The organism is Agathobaculum massiliense, from assembly GCF_900291975.1.
In the GTDB taxonomy this organism is placed as follows: domain Bacteria; phylum Bacillota; class Clostridia; order Oscillospirales; family Butyricicoccaceae; genus Agathobaculum; species Agathobaculum ammoniilyticum.
In genome coordinates this window covers 2,466,601-2,483,687 of record NZ_OMPN01000001.1, presented here as the reverse complement: position 1 = coordinate 2,483,687, position 17,087 = coordinate 2,466,601, and the positions used below count along the sequence as shown (strand labels likewise).

At 54.8% G+C, this 17,087-nt stretch carries 16 protein-coding genes and 1 tRNA gene; 3 read left to right on the top strand and 14 right to left on the bottom strand.

Features of this window, described 5'->3' with window-relative positions:
- The first annotated feature begins 73 nt into the window (after window positions 1-73).
- Window positions 74-958 (top strand): LysR family transcriptional regulator, encoded by an 885-nt coding sequence (locus DBQ51_RS12645; protein WP_159068182.1) that lies wholly within the window; start codon window positions 74-76, stop codon window positions 956-958.
- Between the two features lie 176 nt (window positions 959-1,134).
- Here DBQ51_RS12645 and DBQ51_RS12640 read toward each other — a convergent pair whose 3' ends face one another.
- The 4 genes from DBQ51_RS12640 to DBQ51_RS12625 form a co-directional block, all read right to left on the bottom strand.
- Window positions 1,135-1,785 carry a TetR/AcrR family transcriptional regulator gene (locus tag DBQ51_RS12640; protein WP_159068181.1) on the bottom strand — a complete coding sequence of 217 codons (651 nt, stop codon included), beginning with the start codon at window positions 1,783-1,785 and terminating at the stop codon, window positions 1,135-1,137.
- Window positions 1,786-1,924: 139 nt separating this feature from the next.
- A complete protein-coding gene (locus DBQ51_RS12635; protein ID WP_107631719.1) occupies window positions 1,925-2,947 on the bottom strand; it encodes a hypothetical protein in 1,023 nt (340 codons plus the stop codon).
- Window positions 2,934-3,584, bottom strand: a complete 651-nt coding sequence (locus DBQ51_RS12630) for a DUF6100 family protein (RefSeq protein WP_107631718.1) — start codon at window positions 3,582-3,584, stop codon at window positions 2,934-2,936. The genes DBQ51_RS12635 and DBQ51_RS12630 overlap by 14 nt, the downstream gene beginning before the upstream one ends.
- A 339-nt stretch (window positions 3,585-3,923) precedes the next feature.
- Complete coding sequence (locus tag DBQ51_RS12625) at window positions 3,924-4,118, bottom strand: helix-turn-helix transcriptional regulator (RefSeq protein WP_107631717.1); 195 nt, start codon at window positions 4,116-4,118, stop codon at window positions 3,924-3,926.
- 158 nt (window positions 4,119-4,276) lie between these two features.
- Between DBQ51_RS12625 and DBQ51_RS12620 the strand changes: the two genes are divergently transcribed.
- Window positions 4,277-5,275: a DUF6076 domain-containing protein gene (locus DBQ51_RS12620; protein WP_107631716.1), complete on the top strand. Its 999-nt coding sequence runs from the start codon at window positions 4,277-4,279 to the stop codon at window positions 5,273-5,275.
- A gap of 58 nt (window positions 5,276-5,333) precedes the next feature.
- Window positions 5,334-6,521, top strand: a complete 1,188-nt coding sequence (locus DBQ51_RS12615) for a tyrosine-type recombinase/integrase (protein ID WP_107631715.1) — start codon at window positions 5,334-5,336, stop codon at window positions 6,519-6,521.
- A 116-nt stretch (window positions 6,522-6,637) separates the two neighbouring features.
- Here DBQ51_RS12615 and DBQ51_RS12610 read toward each other — a convergent pair.
- The 10 genes from DBQ51_RS12610 to DBQ51_RS12565 all read right to left on the bottom strand — a co-directional run bounded on the left by DBQ51_RS12610 (window position 6,638) and on the right by DBQ51_RS12565 (window position 16,971).
- A tRNA-Ser gene (locus tag DBQ51_RS12610) sits at window positions 6,638-6,728 on the bottom strand.
- A 259-nt stretch (window positions 6,729-6,987) separates the two neighbouring features.
- The gene (locus DBQ51_RS12605; protein ID WP_054326432.1) at window positions 6,988-7,614 is read right to left on the bottom strand and encodes a cytidylate kinase-like family protein; all 627 of its coding nucleotides are present in this window, start codon (window positions 7,612-7,614) and stop codon (window positions 6,988-6,990) included.
- A gap of 13 nt (window positions 7,615-7,627) precedes the next feature.
- Window positions 7,628-8,335 (bottom strand): ABC transporter ATP-binding protein, encoded by a 708-nt coding sequence (locus DBQ51_RS12600; RefSeq protein ID WP_054326431.1) that lies wholly within the window; start codon window positions 8,333-8,335, stop codon window positions 7,628-7,630.
- 15 nt (window positions 8,336-8,350) lie between these two features.
- On the bottom strand, window positions 8,351-9,109 hold the full coding sequence (locus tag DBQ51_RS12595) for an ABC transporter ATP-binding protein (protein WP_107631714.1): 759 nt from the start codon (window positions 9,107-9,109) through the stop codon (window positions 8,351-8,353).
- 1 nt (window position 9,110) lies between these two features.
- The gene (locus DBQ51_RS12590; RefSeq protein ID WP_054326430.1) at window positions 9,111-10,187 is read right to left on the bottom strand and encodes a branched-chain amino acid ABC transporter permease; all 1,077 of its coding nucleotides are present in this window, start codon (window positions 10,185-10,187) and stop codon (window positions 9,111-9,113) included.
- A 15-nt stretch (window positions 10,188-10,202) separates the two neighbouring features.
- The gene (locus tag DBQ51_RS12585; RefSeq protein ID WP_054326506.1) at window positions 10,203-11,084 is read right to left on the bottom strand and encodes a branched-chain amino acid ABC transporter permease; all 882 of its coding nucleotides are present in this window, start codon (window positions 11,082-11,084) and stop codon (window positions 10,203-10,205) included.
- Window positions 11,085-11,300: 216 nt separating this feature from the next.
- Complete coding sequence (locus tag DBQ51_RS12580; protein WP_054326429.1) at window positions 11,301-12,488, bottom strand: ABC transporter substrate-binding protein; 1,188 nt, start codon at window positions 12,486-12,488, stop codon at window positions 11,301-11,303.
- A gap of 372 nt (window positions 12,489-12,860) precedes the next feature.
- Window positions 12,861-14,786: an ABC transporter ATP-binding protein gene (locus DBQ51_RS12575; protein ID WP_082396845.1), complete on the bottom strand. Its 1,926-nt coding sequence runs from the start codon at window positions 14,784-14,786 to the stop codon at window positions 12,861-12,863.
- Window positions 14,786-16,516: an ABC transporter ATP-binding protein gene (locus DBQ51_RS12570; RefSeq protein ID WP_054326428.1), complete on the bottom strand. Its 1,731-nt coding sequence runs from the start codon at window positions 16,514-16,516 to the stop codon at window positions 14,786-14,788. Before DBQ51_RS12570 ends, DBQ51_RS12575 begins: the two co-directional genes overlap by 1 nt.
- Complete coding sequence (locus DBQ51_RS12565; protein WP_054326427.1) at window positions 16,513-16,971, bottom strand: MarR family winged helix-turn-helix transcriptional regulator; 459 nt, start codon at window positions 16,969-16,971, stop codon at window positions 16,513-16,515. The genes DBQ51_RS12570 and DBQ51_RS12565 overlap by 4 nt, the downstream gene beginning before the upstream one ends.
- Window positions 16,972-17,087 lie beyond the last annotated feature (116 nt).

Below are 17,087 nucleotides of genomic sequence, written 5' to 3'. Positions count from 1 at the left end.
ATTGCATTTTTCACAAAGGATGCTATAATTATTCTATAAAAATTGACAGACCCACCGAATGGAGGTAGATTGCATGCGCCTTGAAACCTTCCAGAACTTCATTGCTGTTGTTGAGTGCGGCACGATCACTGCCGCAGCCCGGCAGATGCGCATCGCCCAGCCTGCGCTCAGCAATCAGATCCGCATGCTGGAGGAAGAGTTCGGTGTCCAGTTGCTCAAACGAAGCACACGCCGTGTAGAACTCACTGAGGCTGGGCGGGTGCTGTACACCCGCTGTAAAGCAATTTGCCGATTGGAGACGGATATGAAGCACGAGCTCCTCGACAGTGCGCAAAACGGAAGTGGCACGCTGCGGCTGGGAATTTCACAAACTCTGCCCCAGAAATTTACCGAGCGCATCCTGCGGCTGTGCAATCAGGATGCGCCCGGCTTGCGTTATACCCTCTACACTGGCAGTGCTGGTGACGTAGCAGCTATGGTACAGGACGGCTTTGTGGATATTGGCGTTGCCGACCTGCATCATTCAGCTCCGCCTGAGCTCGATGAAGTTCTGTCTGTGCCGGAATATCCTCATGTAGTTTTCTCGTCCGACAATATATGGCTCCCCTCCACCCGCGCGGCTATCTCCATTGCGGATCTGCGTGACGTCCCGCTCTGCCTGACTGATCGAGACAGTGATATGATTTCACAGCTCTGCATGGAAGAAGGCTTTATGCCTACGATCCGCTGTGTCAGCAGTAGCCTGCCGCAGTTGTACTTCTGGATAGAACACGGACTGGCGGTCACGGTGCTCTACCTGAGCCAAACGGATGACCTTCCCCGTGAATTGAATCGTAAATCATTGACTGTCAGCCAAAATCCATCCAACCGTGTGTTTCTCGCCAAAAAAAATCAGCCGCTCGCTGCAGCCGGTCATTTATTCATCCGCTTCGCGCGTCAGTTGTATGCCAGCATTTAACCACAAAGGGCAGATGCTGTAATGCGTCTGCCCTTTGTGCTTTTGTACTTATTACATAGGGCGCGACGCACCATCTACACCAGTACCTAAAAGCACTTTCCTACTGGAGCACCAATTCAAAGAGGGAGCACTGCAAAATATTTGCAATGCTCCCTCTGGTTTTTTGTCTTGTTCCTCTATGCCGCCAGCATCCGGTCGACAAAGTCCTGCAACATCCCACCATAAACCTCGGTCACAGAGATTTCATCGTGATTCAAATAGCAAAGCTGGTCAATGCCATTTGAAAAAACGCTGATCATCTCGAATAACTCCTCCGGTGTGCGGTCCGTGCGGATCTCCCCTTTTTTCTGGCCCTCCTCCAGTAATTTACGGCAGATGCGGGCATAGGATCGATCCGGATTGAGTATATAGTGATACGCCACTTGCCCAGTCTCTTCGCGCAGCATATAAATGGTTGCTGCTCGCAGGAATTCTTCGCCCCCCTCATGTGGCAACCCCTGTGCAAAAATCAGGAATGCATAAAGCTGATGGAGAACCGGTACATCGCTTTCCTGGTTTGGAACCAGCACCCGCTCTTCATATTCATCAAATGATTGCTGCAGGTAGGTCGTCAAAAACAGGACAGGCAGTTCGTCCTTGCTTTTGAAATAGTGATAAAATGTACCGACCGATGTACCAGAAGCCTCTACAATATCCTCAACGGATACCTTTTGATAACCGTGCTCCCGAAACAGCCTGATTGCACAGTTGTAGATTAAGTTCCTATTTTTCTCGGATTTGAGCTGGCGTTTGCCGGGCTTCAGAGACATACCGATCCCCCATTTCACATTATATTAACAACATTTTATTTTAGAATTGATTCCATTATATCATCCTTCTATGACCTCCGTCAACCAAACTATACGTTCGCACGATAGCCACATATTTATAATTGAAAAAATGTTTCTTCTCAAATATAGATTTTCTCTAAGCATCTTGACGATATGACATTCCATGGCAAAAATCCTTTATGCGGTAGTAGATGCCCGGCCAGTTTTTAGGCAGCAACCCTCGGTCAGTCAGCTCCTGCAGGATCGGGATCTGGAAATCCCACACAGCAAAAGTCAAGGGTACATCAGGTGTAAGTTCCTTTGATAAGTAAACCAATACATCCATCCACCTGCCATCGAGCGTAGACAGGAATATGCCATCCGCAGGGCGTGACTTATCCTCCAGATACCGCAGCATCTGCGGCCAGTCCTCGCGGCCGAATGCCTGCGCGAAGTATCCGGCACCTATTGTCAGCGGCAGCAGCACTGCGTTGTCATCGTATGAGATGTAGTAGTTGAGCTGCATGTGCCGGAGCGCGTCGCTGCTTTTGTTCAACGCCCATAAGGAGTATTCCAGAATGTCCACGAGTCCTTTCTCCGTCTCGGTCAGGATGATCTTTTCACAGGGGATCGTGTCCTGCTCGCGCAGCCAGACCGACGCATTGCTCTCGCCGTTCGGGTTGAGCCGCTGGTTGCCGTTTCCGAAATGGTAGATCAGCGATACCTGCTTGCCGCGCTTGATCTTGCCGACGAAACGGGAATATTTGAGACTGTCCGAGCTACGGGCATCCTTTTTCTCCATCTCGCGCTTGATTTCCAGCGAGGTCTGGTATGATGCGTGGCCGAGAAAGGCGAAAAACATCCGTGCTTCATTGATGCGGCTGAGCCGGATGGCTTTCTGGATATTGCGGGTGCCCGCAGGCTTTTTCCTGATTGGTGCGCGCCCCTCTTTATGCAGCATCCGGCAATAGGTCTCAACCCCGGCATCTGTGGCGAAAAAACTTTTGTGCCCCGGCGCTTTGACAACCTCAAGGTATCCTGCGCGGCACAGCTTTTGAAACGCATCCTGCATGAGTTCGTAGTTGCTGATCACTAATTTAAGAGCGTGATACGGCAGCTGCCCGAAGATGACGCTGGTTTGCAGCAGGATCCATGCGGCGCTGTTTCTAAAAATCCGCATGATCCCCTGCCTCCTCACAGACCGGGATCTTGCCGGGTCGGATCAGGATCACCGTCTGGTCTTTCGTTCCCCAGCAGCTTGTCTGGATATTGGAGCAGTAGATGCCGCTGTCGCTGGTGAGCAGATACCGCTCAATGACGTTGAGCACGGCGCGTGTTTCCAGATTATCATGGTCGCGCACATCGGCGGGATGATGCGACGCAGAATAGCAATGGAGAAATTCTATCGTGCACTCCCGGAATCTGGGCAGTGCAGATGCGTGGCGGGCCAGCAGGGTATCCAGTGGTTCGCACACGAAAGCACTGTCGTGGCTCCGCTTGGACAGCCGCAGCGGAAGCCGGATCACCACCGAACCATCTTCCCTCACTTCCAGCGAGTACCCGTCCGGCAGGGATGCATGTTTGCTCCGTGCCATACTTTCCCCCACCCATGCCCGCGAAAAAGATTTCCTGCTGCACAGGAGATCTTTTTCGCGGGCTTCTGCATATACCTCGCGTGCGGCAATGGCAACATTTTGTGCGGTATTTGCGAGACGGTGCAGGTAATCATCATTCTCTCTACTGATTGTAAGCCGTTCGGATAATTCATTCAGTTTATGCAGGGCGGATTCGTATGCCGCCCTTGTGGGATCGGTCATTTGCCTCTCCTCCTTTCTTGCGTTTTTGTTCGTGATACATTAGAACAGTACCGCCCCGGTTGTACAGCAAACGGACCGGTAAAGAGGAACCGCGTGTGTTTGCAAACACTGGAATCCTGTAACGTCTCCAAGGTCTTGGAATGCCAGCTCGGGCTGATTCAGCTGTGTTTTTGCAATTACCGTCCGGAATTACAGAATTCCAAAAGTGCACCTTTTCGGCGGTTTACATTTTTTGAGGAAAAGGTGCACTTTCCGTGAAATTACCGTCCGGTTTTGTAAAAGTACCGTATGCCTGAAATGGCCGGAAAAGTTCCAATTTCTGAAAACCTTACGAATATGTCAGTTCTCGGTCTGGCGGTCGATCCATGCAAGAACCTTGTCCTTGGGCGCCAATTTCCGTTTGCCGATACAGAGCGTAGGAAAGTCCGCGCGGTTCATCAGCTGGTACGCGCCCGCGCGCGAGATGCCCAGCATCGCAGCAAGCTGCTCGGCATTCAGCACGTCAGGGTAGTCCTCATATGCCATCCGCTTCATATTTATCCCCCCCCCTTTTGCAGTTGACAAATCGGAGTGTTTAGTCTATTATAGAAATATAGTTCTATGGAACTATAATAACATCTTGAAAAGATTTGTCAATAGGTTTATAATCATTTTATAAATAAATATTTCTATATGGAGGTGCATGATTTTCTGTGAAGCAGATTATTCCGTCCGAGTGCCATCTTCGCGTGTATGTTACAGCAAAGCAGGAGGTTGTTGAGTTCTTTGACAATGCAATACACATGCAGTACCGGCACACCTTTTCTTACGGAGAAAGCATGATCCAATTGCTGGAGAACTGGCAGAAAGATGATGAAGCCATTTTACAGGAAACTTACGAATATCTGAAAGAGAGAGAACGTGTAGGAGAGGAAAACATGGGGGAATGGAACGAGATATTGTTCCGCTTCCAGCATGTGCATAATCCTTTTCTCTATCTGCTGGTGATGCAGCTTGCGCCGTTGCTGCTCAAAAGCTTCTACAATATTGATCCTTCGATTGTCACCGATTTCCGCGATGAGCTGGACAAAGTCAGGGCAGATGCGCACACGCTTCTGTTCGATTGCCTGAGCCCGGAAACGGAGGATATTTACCGCCGGTATTGGGAGATCTGGAAACGCACGCCAATGCGCTTGCCCTCTGTTCGTACGGAATTGCTTCCAGCCCGCACACGTGCGGCCTTTAACGGCTGGATCTCCCCGGCCGAGAACACGGATCCGGAGTATCTTTACAGCACAGAGCAGCAGATGGTAATGGCAGAAGTCTGCTATCCCAAATCCGTACAGGAACTGTACGTTTTTCTCAAATCCACCTATCTGCGTCGTGCGATTCGCTTCAAGCGTTGTCAGCTGTGCGGCAAGCTGTTTGCCGCAACGGGCGGCGACCGGACAGAGTACTGTTCCCGTGAATATGAAAAGGGCAAGACCTGCCGGGATGTCGGAGCTGCGCGTGTCTACCAGAAAAAGCTGCTTGGAAACCCGATCACCCGCGCCTATAACCGCGCTTACAAGACCCATAACGCCCGCATCCGCTACGGGACAATGACGCGGGAAGAATTCAATGCCTGGACGGCAGAGGCGAAAAAGCACCGGGATGCGTGCCAGAATGGGGAAATCTCTCTCGAAGCGTTTGAAGCGTGGCTGAAAACTTAACTGAAAAATCGGGAGTTGTTTCCGTTTTTCAAATATAAACGAAAGGAGTGTTCGGCTTATGAGCACGCGGGAATCCCGCGGTGCAGCGGGCAGCGGCAACATCCGTCAGCGTTCAGATGGACGCTGGGAAGGCCGCTATACTGTCGGCATCGACCCGGGTACCGGAAAACAGGTTCAAAAGTCCATCTATGGCAAAACACAAAAGGAGGTGCGCGAGCGCTTACGAAAAATCACATCTGAAATAGACGATGGGAGTTATCTGGAGCCCTCCAGATGCAGAGTGGGGCAATGGTTGGATATTTGGCTGAAAGAATATACAGACAACGTGAAACCCTATACGAAGTATTCTTATCGCATCACTATTCAAAACCATTTGAAGCCTGCATTTGGATATGTCCGTTTGTCCGAACTCAACACGGTCATGATACAGGCATTCATAAATTCGTTGGTGCGCAGCAAGGAAGAAGGCGGCAAAGGGTTATCTCCCAAAACGGCGATCAACATCCACGGTGTGCTGCATCGTTCACTCAAGCAGGCTGCCAATATCGGCCTGATCCGCAGCAATCCGGCAGATGCCTGCATCCGTCCGCGCGGCGAGCGACAGCCGATCCACCCTTTGGAGGATGAAGAGGTAGGGCTATTCCTGAATGCTGTGAAAGGCCACCGGTTCGAAGCCTTATATCTGGTCGATCTGTTTACCGGTATGCGGCAGGGAGAGATCCTTGGATTGACTTGGAACTGTGTTGACTTCCGACGCGGTACGATTTTCCTGTATCGTCAGCTGCAGCAGCGGCAAACCAAGGGAGACTTCGGATATTATTTTACCTCGCTCAAAAACGGAAAATCTCGTACTGTGACCCCTGCCCCAACTGTTATGCAGATACTGCGCGAGCAGCGCGGAAGACAAAATGAAATGCGGCTACGCGCTGGTGCTGCATGGCATAATGATGAGGATCTGGTTTTTACTAATGAACTGGGCCAGCCTCTGAGCAGACGGACTGTTTATAAGAATTTCAAAGCGATTGCAGTTGGTATCGGTCTACCAAATCTTCGTTTCCATGATCTGCGTCACACATTTGCTACAATATCATTTCAATCTGGTGATGATCCCAAAACAGTGCAGGAGAACTTGGGACACCACTCCGCGGCCTTTACCCTTGATGTCTATGGACATGTCACTGACCGTATGCGGCGCGAAAGCGCCGAGCGAATGGAGCGCTTTATCCGTTCTACAATCGCCCGATAAGGGTCAAAATAAGGGTCAATCTGATATGCATAGATTTTAACCTTGAAAATAAGTTCTGAAAACGACTTCAAATACAAAAAAATACGGCATTAAACCAAAGTTTAATGCCGTATTTCTGGCGGAGAGTCAGGGATTTGAACCCTGGAGACGCTCATCACGCCTACACGATTTCCAATCGTGCGCCTTCGACCACTCAGCCAACTCTCCATAGTCTGCTGCTCTCACAGAGGACGAGATATATTATATCCTATATCCTTGCTTTCGTCAAGCCTTTTTTCTCTTTTTTTGCAATTGTCATGCGCAACAGCAGTACCCCCAACAGAAAAGCCTTATGCATCTTTTCACGGATGCACAAGGCTTTTTTAGAATCTCATAGCATTCGGCCGCACGACGCTGCACGAAAACGGATATACTGAACCGCCCAGGGTGGCTTGCAATCCGCGTCATTCCGCCACAACCTGCAGCCTTATTTCTGGAATTGGGAACGCACCTGCATATACTGCACAATTTCTTCCACCACGCCGTCGAAGCCCAGCACACCGCTGTTGAGCGACAGATCGTAATTGCGCGCGTCATACCAGTCGCTTCCCGTGTGGTGCTTGTAATACTTGGCGCGGTATTCGTCGATCTCTGCGATTTTTCTGGCCACCGCATCCTCCGGCATCGAATCTATTTTCATAGCCTCCTGCAGGCAGAACGCCGCGTCCGCGTGGACGAACACCCGAACCACGTCCGGCCGCCCCTTGAGGATATAGTCCGCGCAGCGCCCGATCAGCACGCACGGCCCCTGATCGGCCAGCTTGCAGATGATTTTCGCCTGATAGTCGAACAGCGCGTTGTCACGCAGATAGGCCTTGGAGGAGTCATTGATTACGCTTGTATCTCCTTTATAGCGGCTGCGCAGGCGGGTCAAAAAGTCGGGCTTGAGTCGTTCGTCTGAAAACAGCATGGCATTGATACCGCTGTCCTCGGAGGCCATCGTGATAATCTCCCGATTATAGTACGGGATATCCAGCTTGTTCGCCAGCATTTTGCCGACCGTTTTGCCGCCCGACCCATACTGGCGGGCGATCGTGATAATATACGGCTTCATTCGCGCTTCCCCCTTACTCTCCCAAATAGGCTTTCTTGATGGAATCATCGTTCAGCAGATCAGACGCCTTGCCGGATTTTACGATCCTTCCGGTTTCCAGCACATAGGCGCGGTCCGCGATCGAGAGCGCTTTTTTCGCGTTCTGCTCAACAAGCAGGACGGTCGTCCCCGCGGCAGACACCTCCTGAATGATTTTGAACACCTCGCCCACAAACAACGGCGACAGACCCATGGATGGCTCGTCGAGCAGCAGGATGCGCGGCTTTGCCATCAGCGCGCGGCCCATGGCAAGCATTTGCTGCTCGCCGCCGGACAGCGTGCCTGCCGCCTGGTTTTTGCGCTCCTCCAAGCGCGGGAAGCGCTTGTACACCTCCGCCAGAGATGCCTCAACCTCGCCTTTCGGTCGGGTATAGGCGCCCATTCGCAGGTTTTCACGCACGGTCAGACCCGCAAATACCCGCCGGCCCTCCGGCACATGGCTCATCCCCAGCCGGACGATCTCATGCCCGGGCTTTCTGGTGATGTTTTTGCCCTCAAACGTCACCGTGCCGCTTTTGGCGGGCAACAGTCCGGTGACGGTATGCAGCGTCGTAGTTTTACCCGCGCCGTTCGCGCCGATCAGCGCGACGACCTCACCCTCGTTTACCGTAAAGGAAACGTCGCGCAGCGCGTGGATCAGGCCGTAGTACACATTGATATCCTTTACTTCCAGCATTGCCATACTTCGTTTCCCTCCTTATTCGCCAAGGTAGGCCGTGACGACCTCCGGATTTTTCAGCACCTCGCCCGGCGTCCCCTCGGCCAGCAAACGGCCGAAGTTGAGCACATACAGGTATTCACAGATGCCGGAAACCAGCTTCATGTCGTGCTCGATCAGCAGCACGGTCACGCCGAAGCGCTTACGGACGACCTCGATCGTCTCCATCAGCTCGGCGGTCTCGTTCGGGTTCATGCCCGCCGCCGGCTCATCAAGCAGCAGCAGCTTGGGATTGGTCGCCAGCGCGCGGGCGATCTCCAGCTTGCGCTGTTTGCCGTACGGCAGGTTCGCCGCCTGGTAATCCGCCACGCTTTCCAGCCCGAACACGCCCAGCAGCTCCATCGCGCGTTCATTCATGGCGCGTTCCTTTTTGCGGTAGGAGCCGACATGGAACAGGCTTTCCGCTAACGAATAGGTGATCTCGTTATGCAGGCCGGTCTTTACGTTGTCCAGCACGGTCAGCTTGGAAAACAGGCGGATGTTCTGGAACGTGCGCGCCACGCCCATTTTGCAGATATCGTGCGGCTTTTTCCCGATCAGGTTCTGCCCGTCCAGCCGGATGCCGCCATCCGTCGGGCGGTACACGCCGGTCAGCATGTTGAACACAGTGGTTTTGCCCGCGCCGTTCGGACCGATCAGGCCTACCAGCCCGCCCTCCTCTATTTTCATGGAAAGCTCGTCAACAGCGCGCAGGCCGCCGAACGAAATCCCCAGCGAAGTCACTTCAAGCATTGCCATATCACGCGCCCTCCTTCCCGTTCTTTTCCAGCTTGCTCATCTGCTTCATGCCGCGCTTTTCCAGCAGCCGCGCCTTAAGCGGCGAGTTGTTGAACAGCATCATCACAATCAACAGGATCGCATAGATCAGCATGCGGTATTCGCCGACCTCACGCAGCACCTCGGGCAGGATCGTCAGCAGCGACGCGGCGATGATCGAGCCCCAGATATTGCCCAGCCCGCCGAGCACGACGAAAACAAGAATCAGAATCGAGGTGTTGAAATCAAATTTAGCCGCGGTAATGGTAGTGTAGTTCATGCCGTACAGCGTGCCGGCCATACCAGCGAATGCTGCCGAAATGACGAACGCCATCAGCTTATACCGCGTGGTCGAAATGCCGATCGAATCCGCGGCAATCTTGTTATCGCGCACGGACATGATCGCGCGGCCCGCGCGGCTGTTAATCAGGTTCAAAATCAGGAACAGCGTGATCAGCACAAGCACAAAGCCGGTGGTGAGGGTCGACAGTCGGGATACGCCGGACACGCCCATCGGCCCGTTGATGATCATTTCCCCACCTTCCGCCAGCTCAAACCGCTGCTCGAGCAGGCTGAAGTGCAGTCCCGTGCTGTCCAGGCCGATATACAGCACATTGATGATATTTTTTATAATCTCGCCAAATGCGAGTGTGACGATCGCCAGATAGTCTCCCTTGAGACGCAGCACCGGCACGCCCACGATCACGCCCGCGACCGCAGCGCAGATACCGCCCACAAGGATCGCGACCGCCAGCCGGAGCGGCGCGGACGGGATCGCTTCCGCCAGGCAGGTCGTCGTCACGACGCCCGCGAACGCGCCGACCGACATAAAGCCCGCGTGGCCGAGCGACAACTCGCCCAGGATACCCACAGTCAGGTTGAGCGAAACCGCCATGATGACATACGCGCAGATCGGCACAAGCAGGCTTTCCAGCAAGCTGGAGATATTGCCCGTCGCCACCATCACCTGCAGGTAGATGTAGCCGGCGATCACAATGCCGAAGGACAGCAGCGTATCGCGTCCGGCCTTAGAGGCCGCATATTTCTTGAACTTTTTCATCGCAGCGCCGCCCCCTTAAACCTTTTCGCTCACGCGTTTGCCGAGCAGCCCGTCCGGCTTGACCAGCAGCACGAGGATCAGCACCGCGAATACGATCGCGTTGGAAAGCTGGGTTGAAATATATGCGCCCGCGAAAATCTCGATCACGCCCAGCAGGATGCCGCCGACAAACGCGCCCGGGATCGAGCCGATGCCGCCGAACACTGCCGCGGTGAACGCTTTAATGCCGGGCATCGAGCCGGTCGTCGGCATCAGCGTCGGATAGGCCGAACACAGCAGTACACCCGCGATCGCGGCCAGGCCGGAACCGATGGCGAACGTCAGCGAGATCGTCGTGTTCACATTAATGCCCATCAGCTGCGCCGCGCCCTTGTCCTCGGAAACTGCACGCATCGCCGTACCCATTTTGCTCTTGTTGGTAAACAGGGTCAGCACGATCATGATAACAATGCAAGCAAGCACCGTGACCAGCGTGACCGGCGTGACCGTAAGCTGTCCGTCAAACAACTGGAACGGGCTGCCCTTTACGACCGAGGTAAAGCTTTTCTGCCCCGAGCCCCAGATCAGCAGCGCCGCGTTCTGCAGGAAATAGGAAACGCCGATCGCCGTAATCAGCACCGCCAGTGACGGCGCCATGCGCAACGGCTTATAGGCCAGCCGTTCGATCACAACGCCAAGCGCTGTGCAGACAACGACCGCGAGCAGTACGCCCGCCGGAGCGGGCCAGCCCAGATAGGTCGTGGCGCAGAAGCACATATATCCGCCCACCATGATCACATCGCCGTGGGCAAAGTTTAGCATCTTCGCAATACCGTAGACCATGGTATAGCCCAGCGCGATGATCGCATAGATGCTGCCCAGACTCACGCCGTTGATCAGATGATTCAGGAAACCCATCATTCGGAACACCTCAAATCTCTTTTATTTCTCTTTTTGCTTGTGGGTTGGGGCAAGGGCTCGGCAAGCGGCGTCGAGCCGTCGCCCCACCCCATAACGCGGTGAATACCGTGGAATAGACGCAAAGGAGGGCCGTAGCGTTCTGCTGCAGCGCCCTCCTTCGTTCTTTCGTTCAACTGTTTTCAGCGGTCCGTTACCCGAACGCGCCGAAGGCTTTTACATGCCTACATACGCGCCGTTTTCAATAATCATGCCCTTCGGGCTCTTGGATACCGCACCGTTGGAATCCCAGGTGATACCCGCGCCGTCGCCGGTCAGGCCCTCGAACGTGATGGTCGGGAACGTCTCGATCATCTTGTCGCAAAGGTCGGAAGCAGACATATCCGGCGTGCATTCCGCTTCCTCAAGCGCCTGCTTGTAAGCGTAGATGCAGTCATATGCGTCAGCCGCGAACTGGTTCGGGGTCTCGCCGTACTTTTCCTTATACTTGGTCACGAAGTTTACGGTCTTTTCATCGGTCGCATCCGCATTGAACGGGGTCAGCAGCATAACGCCCTCTGCCAGCGTGGTATCGAAATTCTCGACAGTCAGGATGCCATCCATACCGTCCACGCCAAAGAACTTGGGCGTATAGCCCATCGCGTTCGCCTGGGTCAGGATCAGGGACGCCGGGGTGTAATAAATCGGCAGGAACAGCAGGTCAGCGCCGGCGCTCTTGCACGCGTTCAACTGCACCGAAAAGTCGTTCTGCGTCTCCGTCGTAAACGCCTGTTCGGTCACTATCTCAAGGCCCTTTGACTCTGCTTCAGCCTTGAACTGCTCCAGAATACCGGTGGAATACACGTCGTCGCTCTTATAAATAACGCCAATCTTGGTGCCGAGCTGCTGATCCGCGATATACTCCGCGGAAGCCATGCCCTGATTCGGGTCGGAGAAACACATCTGGAACACAACGTCGTTGCCCTCTATATTGGCCGGAGAGGAAGCCGACGGGGTCAGCGCGAAAATGTGATCCTCCTCGTGCAGCGGCGCGATCGCTTCGCCCGGCTTGGAGGTTACCGCGCCGAGGGAAAGCTGGATGCCCTCGTCCTTGAGCGCGTTGTACGCACTGACAGCCTTTTCCGTGTTGTGTTCATCATCCTCGAAAATGACCTTGATCTGAATATCCCCGCCTTCCGCGTTGATCTCCTCCGCCGCAAGCTCGGCGCCGTTCTTGACCGCGTTGCCGTAAATCGCCGCTTCTCCGGTCAGCGGCGCGGTGCCGCCGATCAAAAACGCGGTTGCTGCAGCATCCGTGTTATCCTGCCCGTCGCCCGCGCCCTGCGTATCGGTATTGCCGCCGCAGCCCGCCAGCGCTGTTACCAGCATCGAGCCGACCAGAAGCATGCTCAGACTTTTCTTCATGGTTATCTTCTCCTTTACAAACCTAATCCCTCGCCCTTTCCGATGTGAAATCATTCGGGCGCTTGGATTATTTTTTCTTATTATACTACTCTTTCTACGATTTGGCAGACTTTTTTTCGCCTTTTGAGCAATTTCGGGCAAACTACCTATTATCTTTTCGTAAGAATTGCAAAATTTGTGCTTTCTTCCGAAAAACATTTGTCCGCGGTGCAAGGAATCATGCAACCGATTTCAGTGGCGCAGCCCTTTCTTCATGTTCGGCCCCCTTTTGCCCGAGTGCAGAGAAAAAGGCAGGCCGCGAATGCGGCCTGCCTGCCAAGGTGCCCGGCTCCGGCGGACGCTCCCTCCGCCGCCCTGGAACAGGGCCGCCGTTTATTCCAGCTCGAACGCGCCGGTATAGAGCTGGTAATACTTTCCACGCTCGGCAATCAGCTGCGCATGGTTGCCGCGCTCGATGATATGGCCTAGCTCAAGCACCATAATCACGTCCGCGTTCTGCACAGTCGACAGGCGGTGTGCGATCACAAACACGGTGCGGCCGTACATCAGGCCGTCCATACCCGCCTGCACGATGGACTCGGTGCGGGTATCGATGCTGCTGGTCGCTTCGTCCAGGATCATAACCGGCGGATCAGCCACCGCCGCGCGCGCAATGGACAAAAGCTGGCGCTGACCCTGTGACAGGCTGCCTCCGTCCCCGTCAATCACCGTATCATAGCCGTCCGGCAGACGACGGATGAAGTCGTCCGCGCCCGCAAGCTGCGCCGCGGCTTCGATCTCCTGGTCGGTCGCCTCCAGATTGCCGTACCGGATGTTGTCGCGGATCGTACCGGTAAACAGGTTAGTGTCCTGCAGAACGATGCCAAGCGAGCGGCGCAGGTCCGCCTTTTTGATTTTGTTGATGTTGATTCCATCGTACCGGATCTTGCCGTCCGCCAGATCGTAAAAGCGGTTGATCAGGTTGGTAATCGTGGTCTTACCCGCGCCGGTCGCGCCGACAAAAGCAACCTTCTGCCCCGGCTCGGCGTACAGCGTGATATCATGCAGCACGATCTTCTCCGGATTATAGCCGAAATCCACGTCGAAAAACCGAACGTCGCCCCGTACCTGCTGGTAGGTGGTCGTACCGTCCTCATGCGGATGCTTCCACGCCCAAATGTTGGTTTTTTCCGGCGTTTCCACCAGTTCGCCGTTTTTATCGTACTTGGCGTTGACCAGGGTGACATATCCGTCGTCCGTTTCCGGCGCCTCATCCATCAGCTCGAAAATACGCTCTGCGCCGGCCAGCGCCATGACAATGGAGTTGAACTGCTGCGAAATCTGTGTAACCGGCTGGGTAAACGATTTGGTCAGCTGCAGGAAGCTGGCGATCACGCCGATGGTGATGCTGCTTCCAACCACACCGGACAGCGCCAGCGTGCCGCCGACCACGGCCACCAGCACATACAGCAGGTTGCCAATGTTCATCATGATCGGCATGAGGATGTTGGCAAAGGTGTTCGCGTTCTTCGCATTTTCCCGCAGCTCATCGTTGAGCGCGTCGAACTGCTCCTTGCACTTATCCTCATGGCAGAACACCTTGACAACCTTCTGCCCGTTGATCATTTCCTCGATATAGCCGTTAACCTTGCCAAGCGAGGTCTGCTGCTCCAAAAAGTATTTTGCCGACTGCCCGCCGATCCGCTTGACCACCACCAGCATCACGGCGACGCCTGCCAGCACGAACAACGTCAGCCACACATTGGTCGCCAGCATGGCGATAAACACCGCGATGATCGTCATTATGGAGGAGAACATCTGCGGGACGGACTGGCTGAGCATCTGCTGCAGCGTGTCTGTATCATTGGTAAAATGGCTCATCAGGTCGCCGTGGGTATGGGTGTCAAAATAGCGGATGGGCAGGGTCTGCATACGCCCGAACATCTCGTCGCGCACCTTTTTCAAAATGCCCTGCGAAATGGCCACCATCAGCCAGTTATACAGGAAGGTGGAAACAATGCCTGTCAGATAGATCAGGCCCATCAGCAGGATGGCATGTATCAGGCCGGTGAATACGGGCGCGGCTTCCAGCAGCAGCGGCGCGATATAATCGTCGATCAGCACGCGCAGGAACATCGAACCCGCTACGTTCACAACTGCGGAGATCAGAATGCACACCAGAACCACGCCGAACTGAACCGCGTAGCCATCCCTGATATAGTGTAGCAGCCGGCCCAGCGTCTTTTTCGGATTTTTGCTGCGTTTACCGCCGGCCATCTGTCCCCGGCGGCCAGGGCCGCCCATTGCGGGTCTTGCCATTATTCCTCGCCCCCTTTGTTCATTTGCTGCTTATAGATCTCCTGGTAAATCGGGTTGCCCGCGAGCAGCTCCTCATGCGTGCCGACCGCCTGGATCGCGCCGCCGTCCAGAATGACGATCTGGTCCGCGTCCTGCACGGACGAGACGCGCTGCGCGATAATCAGCTTGGTCGTACCCGGGAGCTCCTCCGCGAACGCCTTGCGGATCAGCGCGTCGGTCTTGGTGTCGACCGCGCTGGTCGAGTCGTCCAGAATGAGTACCTTGGGCTTTTTCAGCAGCGCGCGGGCAATGCACAGACGCTGCTTCTGGCCGCCAGATACGTTGGTGCCACCCTGCTCGATATAGGTATCGTATTTCCCCGGCATCTGCTGGATGAATTCATCCGCCTGCGCCAGGCGGCACACGTGCTCAAGCTCCTCGTCGCTCGCGTGCTCGTTGCCCCAGCGCAGGTTCTCCTTGATCGTGCCAGAGAACAGCACATTCTTCTGCAGCACCATGGCGACCTGCTCGCGCAGCGCTTCAATGTCATAATCGCGCACATCCACGCCGCCCACCTTAACCGAGCCGGTCGTGACATCGTACAGGCGCGGGATCAGCTGTACCAGCGTAGACTTGGCCGAGCCGGTGCCGCCCAGGACTCCGATGGTCTGCCCCGCCTTGATGTGGAGGTCCACGCCGCGCAGGGCAAGCTTACGCGCATCGCCCTTGTAGCTGAAATTGACGTTATCGAAATCGATATCCCCGTTTTTTACCTCGGTCACCGGCTGCGCCGGATTATGGAGGTCAGGCTGCTCCTCCAGCACTTCGACGATGCGCTCCGCGCTCGCCTTAGACATGGTAATCATGACGAATACCATCGCGACCATCATCAGGCTCATCAATATCTGCATCGCGTAGGAAAACAGGCTGGTCAGCTCGCCGGTCGTCATGCTGCCGCCGACGATCAGCCGCGCGCCGAACCAGGAAATCAGCAGCATGCAGGCATACATGCAGAACTGCATGAGCGGCGAAACGCCCGCCATAATCTTCTGCGCCTTGGAAAACGCCTTGTAAAGCCGTCCGGAAACGTTTTGAAACTTTTCGGTTTCATATTCCTCACGCACATAGGCCTTGACCACACGGATGCCGCGCACGTTTTCCTGCACGACCGTGTTCATCTGGTCGTAGATCTTGAACACACGCTCGAAGATCGGCCCGACAAACTTCATCAGCAGGCCCATGCCCACCGCCAAAACAGGAAGCACGCCCAGGAAAATCAGCGCCAGCTCGCCGTTGATCTGAAACGCCATGATCAGCGCGAACACCAGCATGACCGGACAGCGCACCGCGATGCGCGTACACATCTGGAACGAGTTCTGCACATTGGTCACGTCGGTCGTCAAGCGGGTGACGATCGAGCCGGTCGAAAACTTATCGATGTTGGAAAAGGAAAAATCCTGCACCGCATAATACATGTCGTGCCGCAGGTTGCGGGCGAAGCCGGTGGAGGCGCGCGCCGCATAGGTGCCTGCCGCCGCGCCGAACACCAGCGCCAGCGCCGCGCACGCCACGAGGATGGCTCCGTATTTCCAGATCTCTCCCATATTTTGCGCATCAATGCCCTTATCAATCAGAAGCGCCATTACTGCGGGGATAACGACCTCCATCACAACCTCGAGCACCACAAAAAACGGCGTGAGCAGCGCATCCTTTTTGAACTCGCGCACGCTTTGTAACAGCCTCTTTATCATTCTTGTCCCTCCGAAGCCCTGCGTTGATAGTTTTCCAGATTCGCGCGGATCCTGCCGCACACGCGGAACCAGGCGTCCATGTCCTCCTCGCTGATGCCGGCACGCATCAGCGTCTCTGTGTCGCGGAACTTCTTTTTGATCCGCGCATCGAGCGCCAACGCTTTGTCAGTCAGCACCAGCCGTTTGAGCCGCCCGTCCTGCGGCACCGGCTCGCGCCGCAGCAGCCCGTGCTGCTCCATGAGCTGCAAAATGCCGGTCGCAGTCGAACGCCGGAAGCGGAACTGAGTCTCCACATCCTTTTGGAAGCGGTCGCCGTCTGCAACCAGCAGGTAATGAATAATCATCCCCTGCATACCGGTCACCTTGCTGAATTCCTCGCCCGATTGGCACGCCATCTGCCGCTTGAACAGATTGTTCAGCATGCCGAGCTCGCCGCAGATCGTTTGCTCCTGCATCAATTGTTAGCCTCCTTACTGTTAGCTTACTAACACAGTATACACCGATTCGTTGTGTTGTCAACAGATTTCACAAAAAGTTCAAAAAGGGCGTTCCCTCTGCCAAACGGAACGCC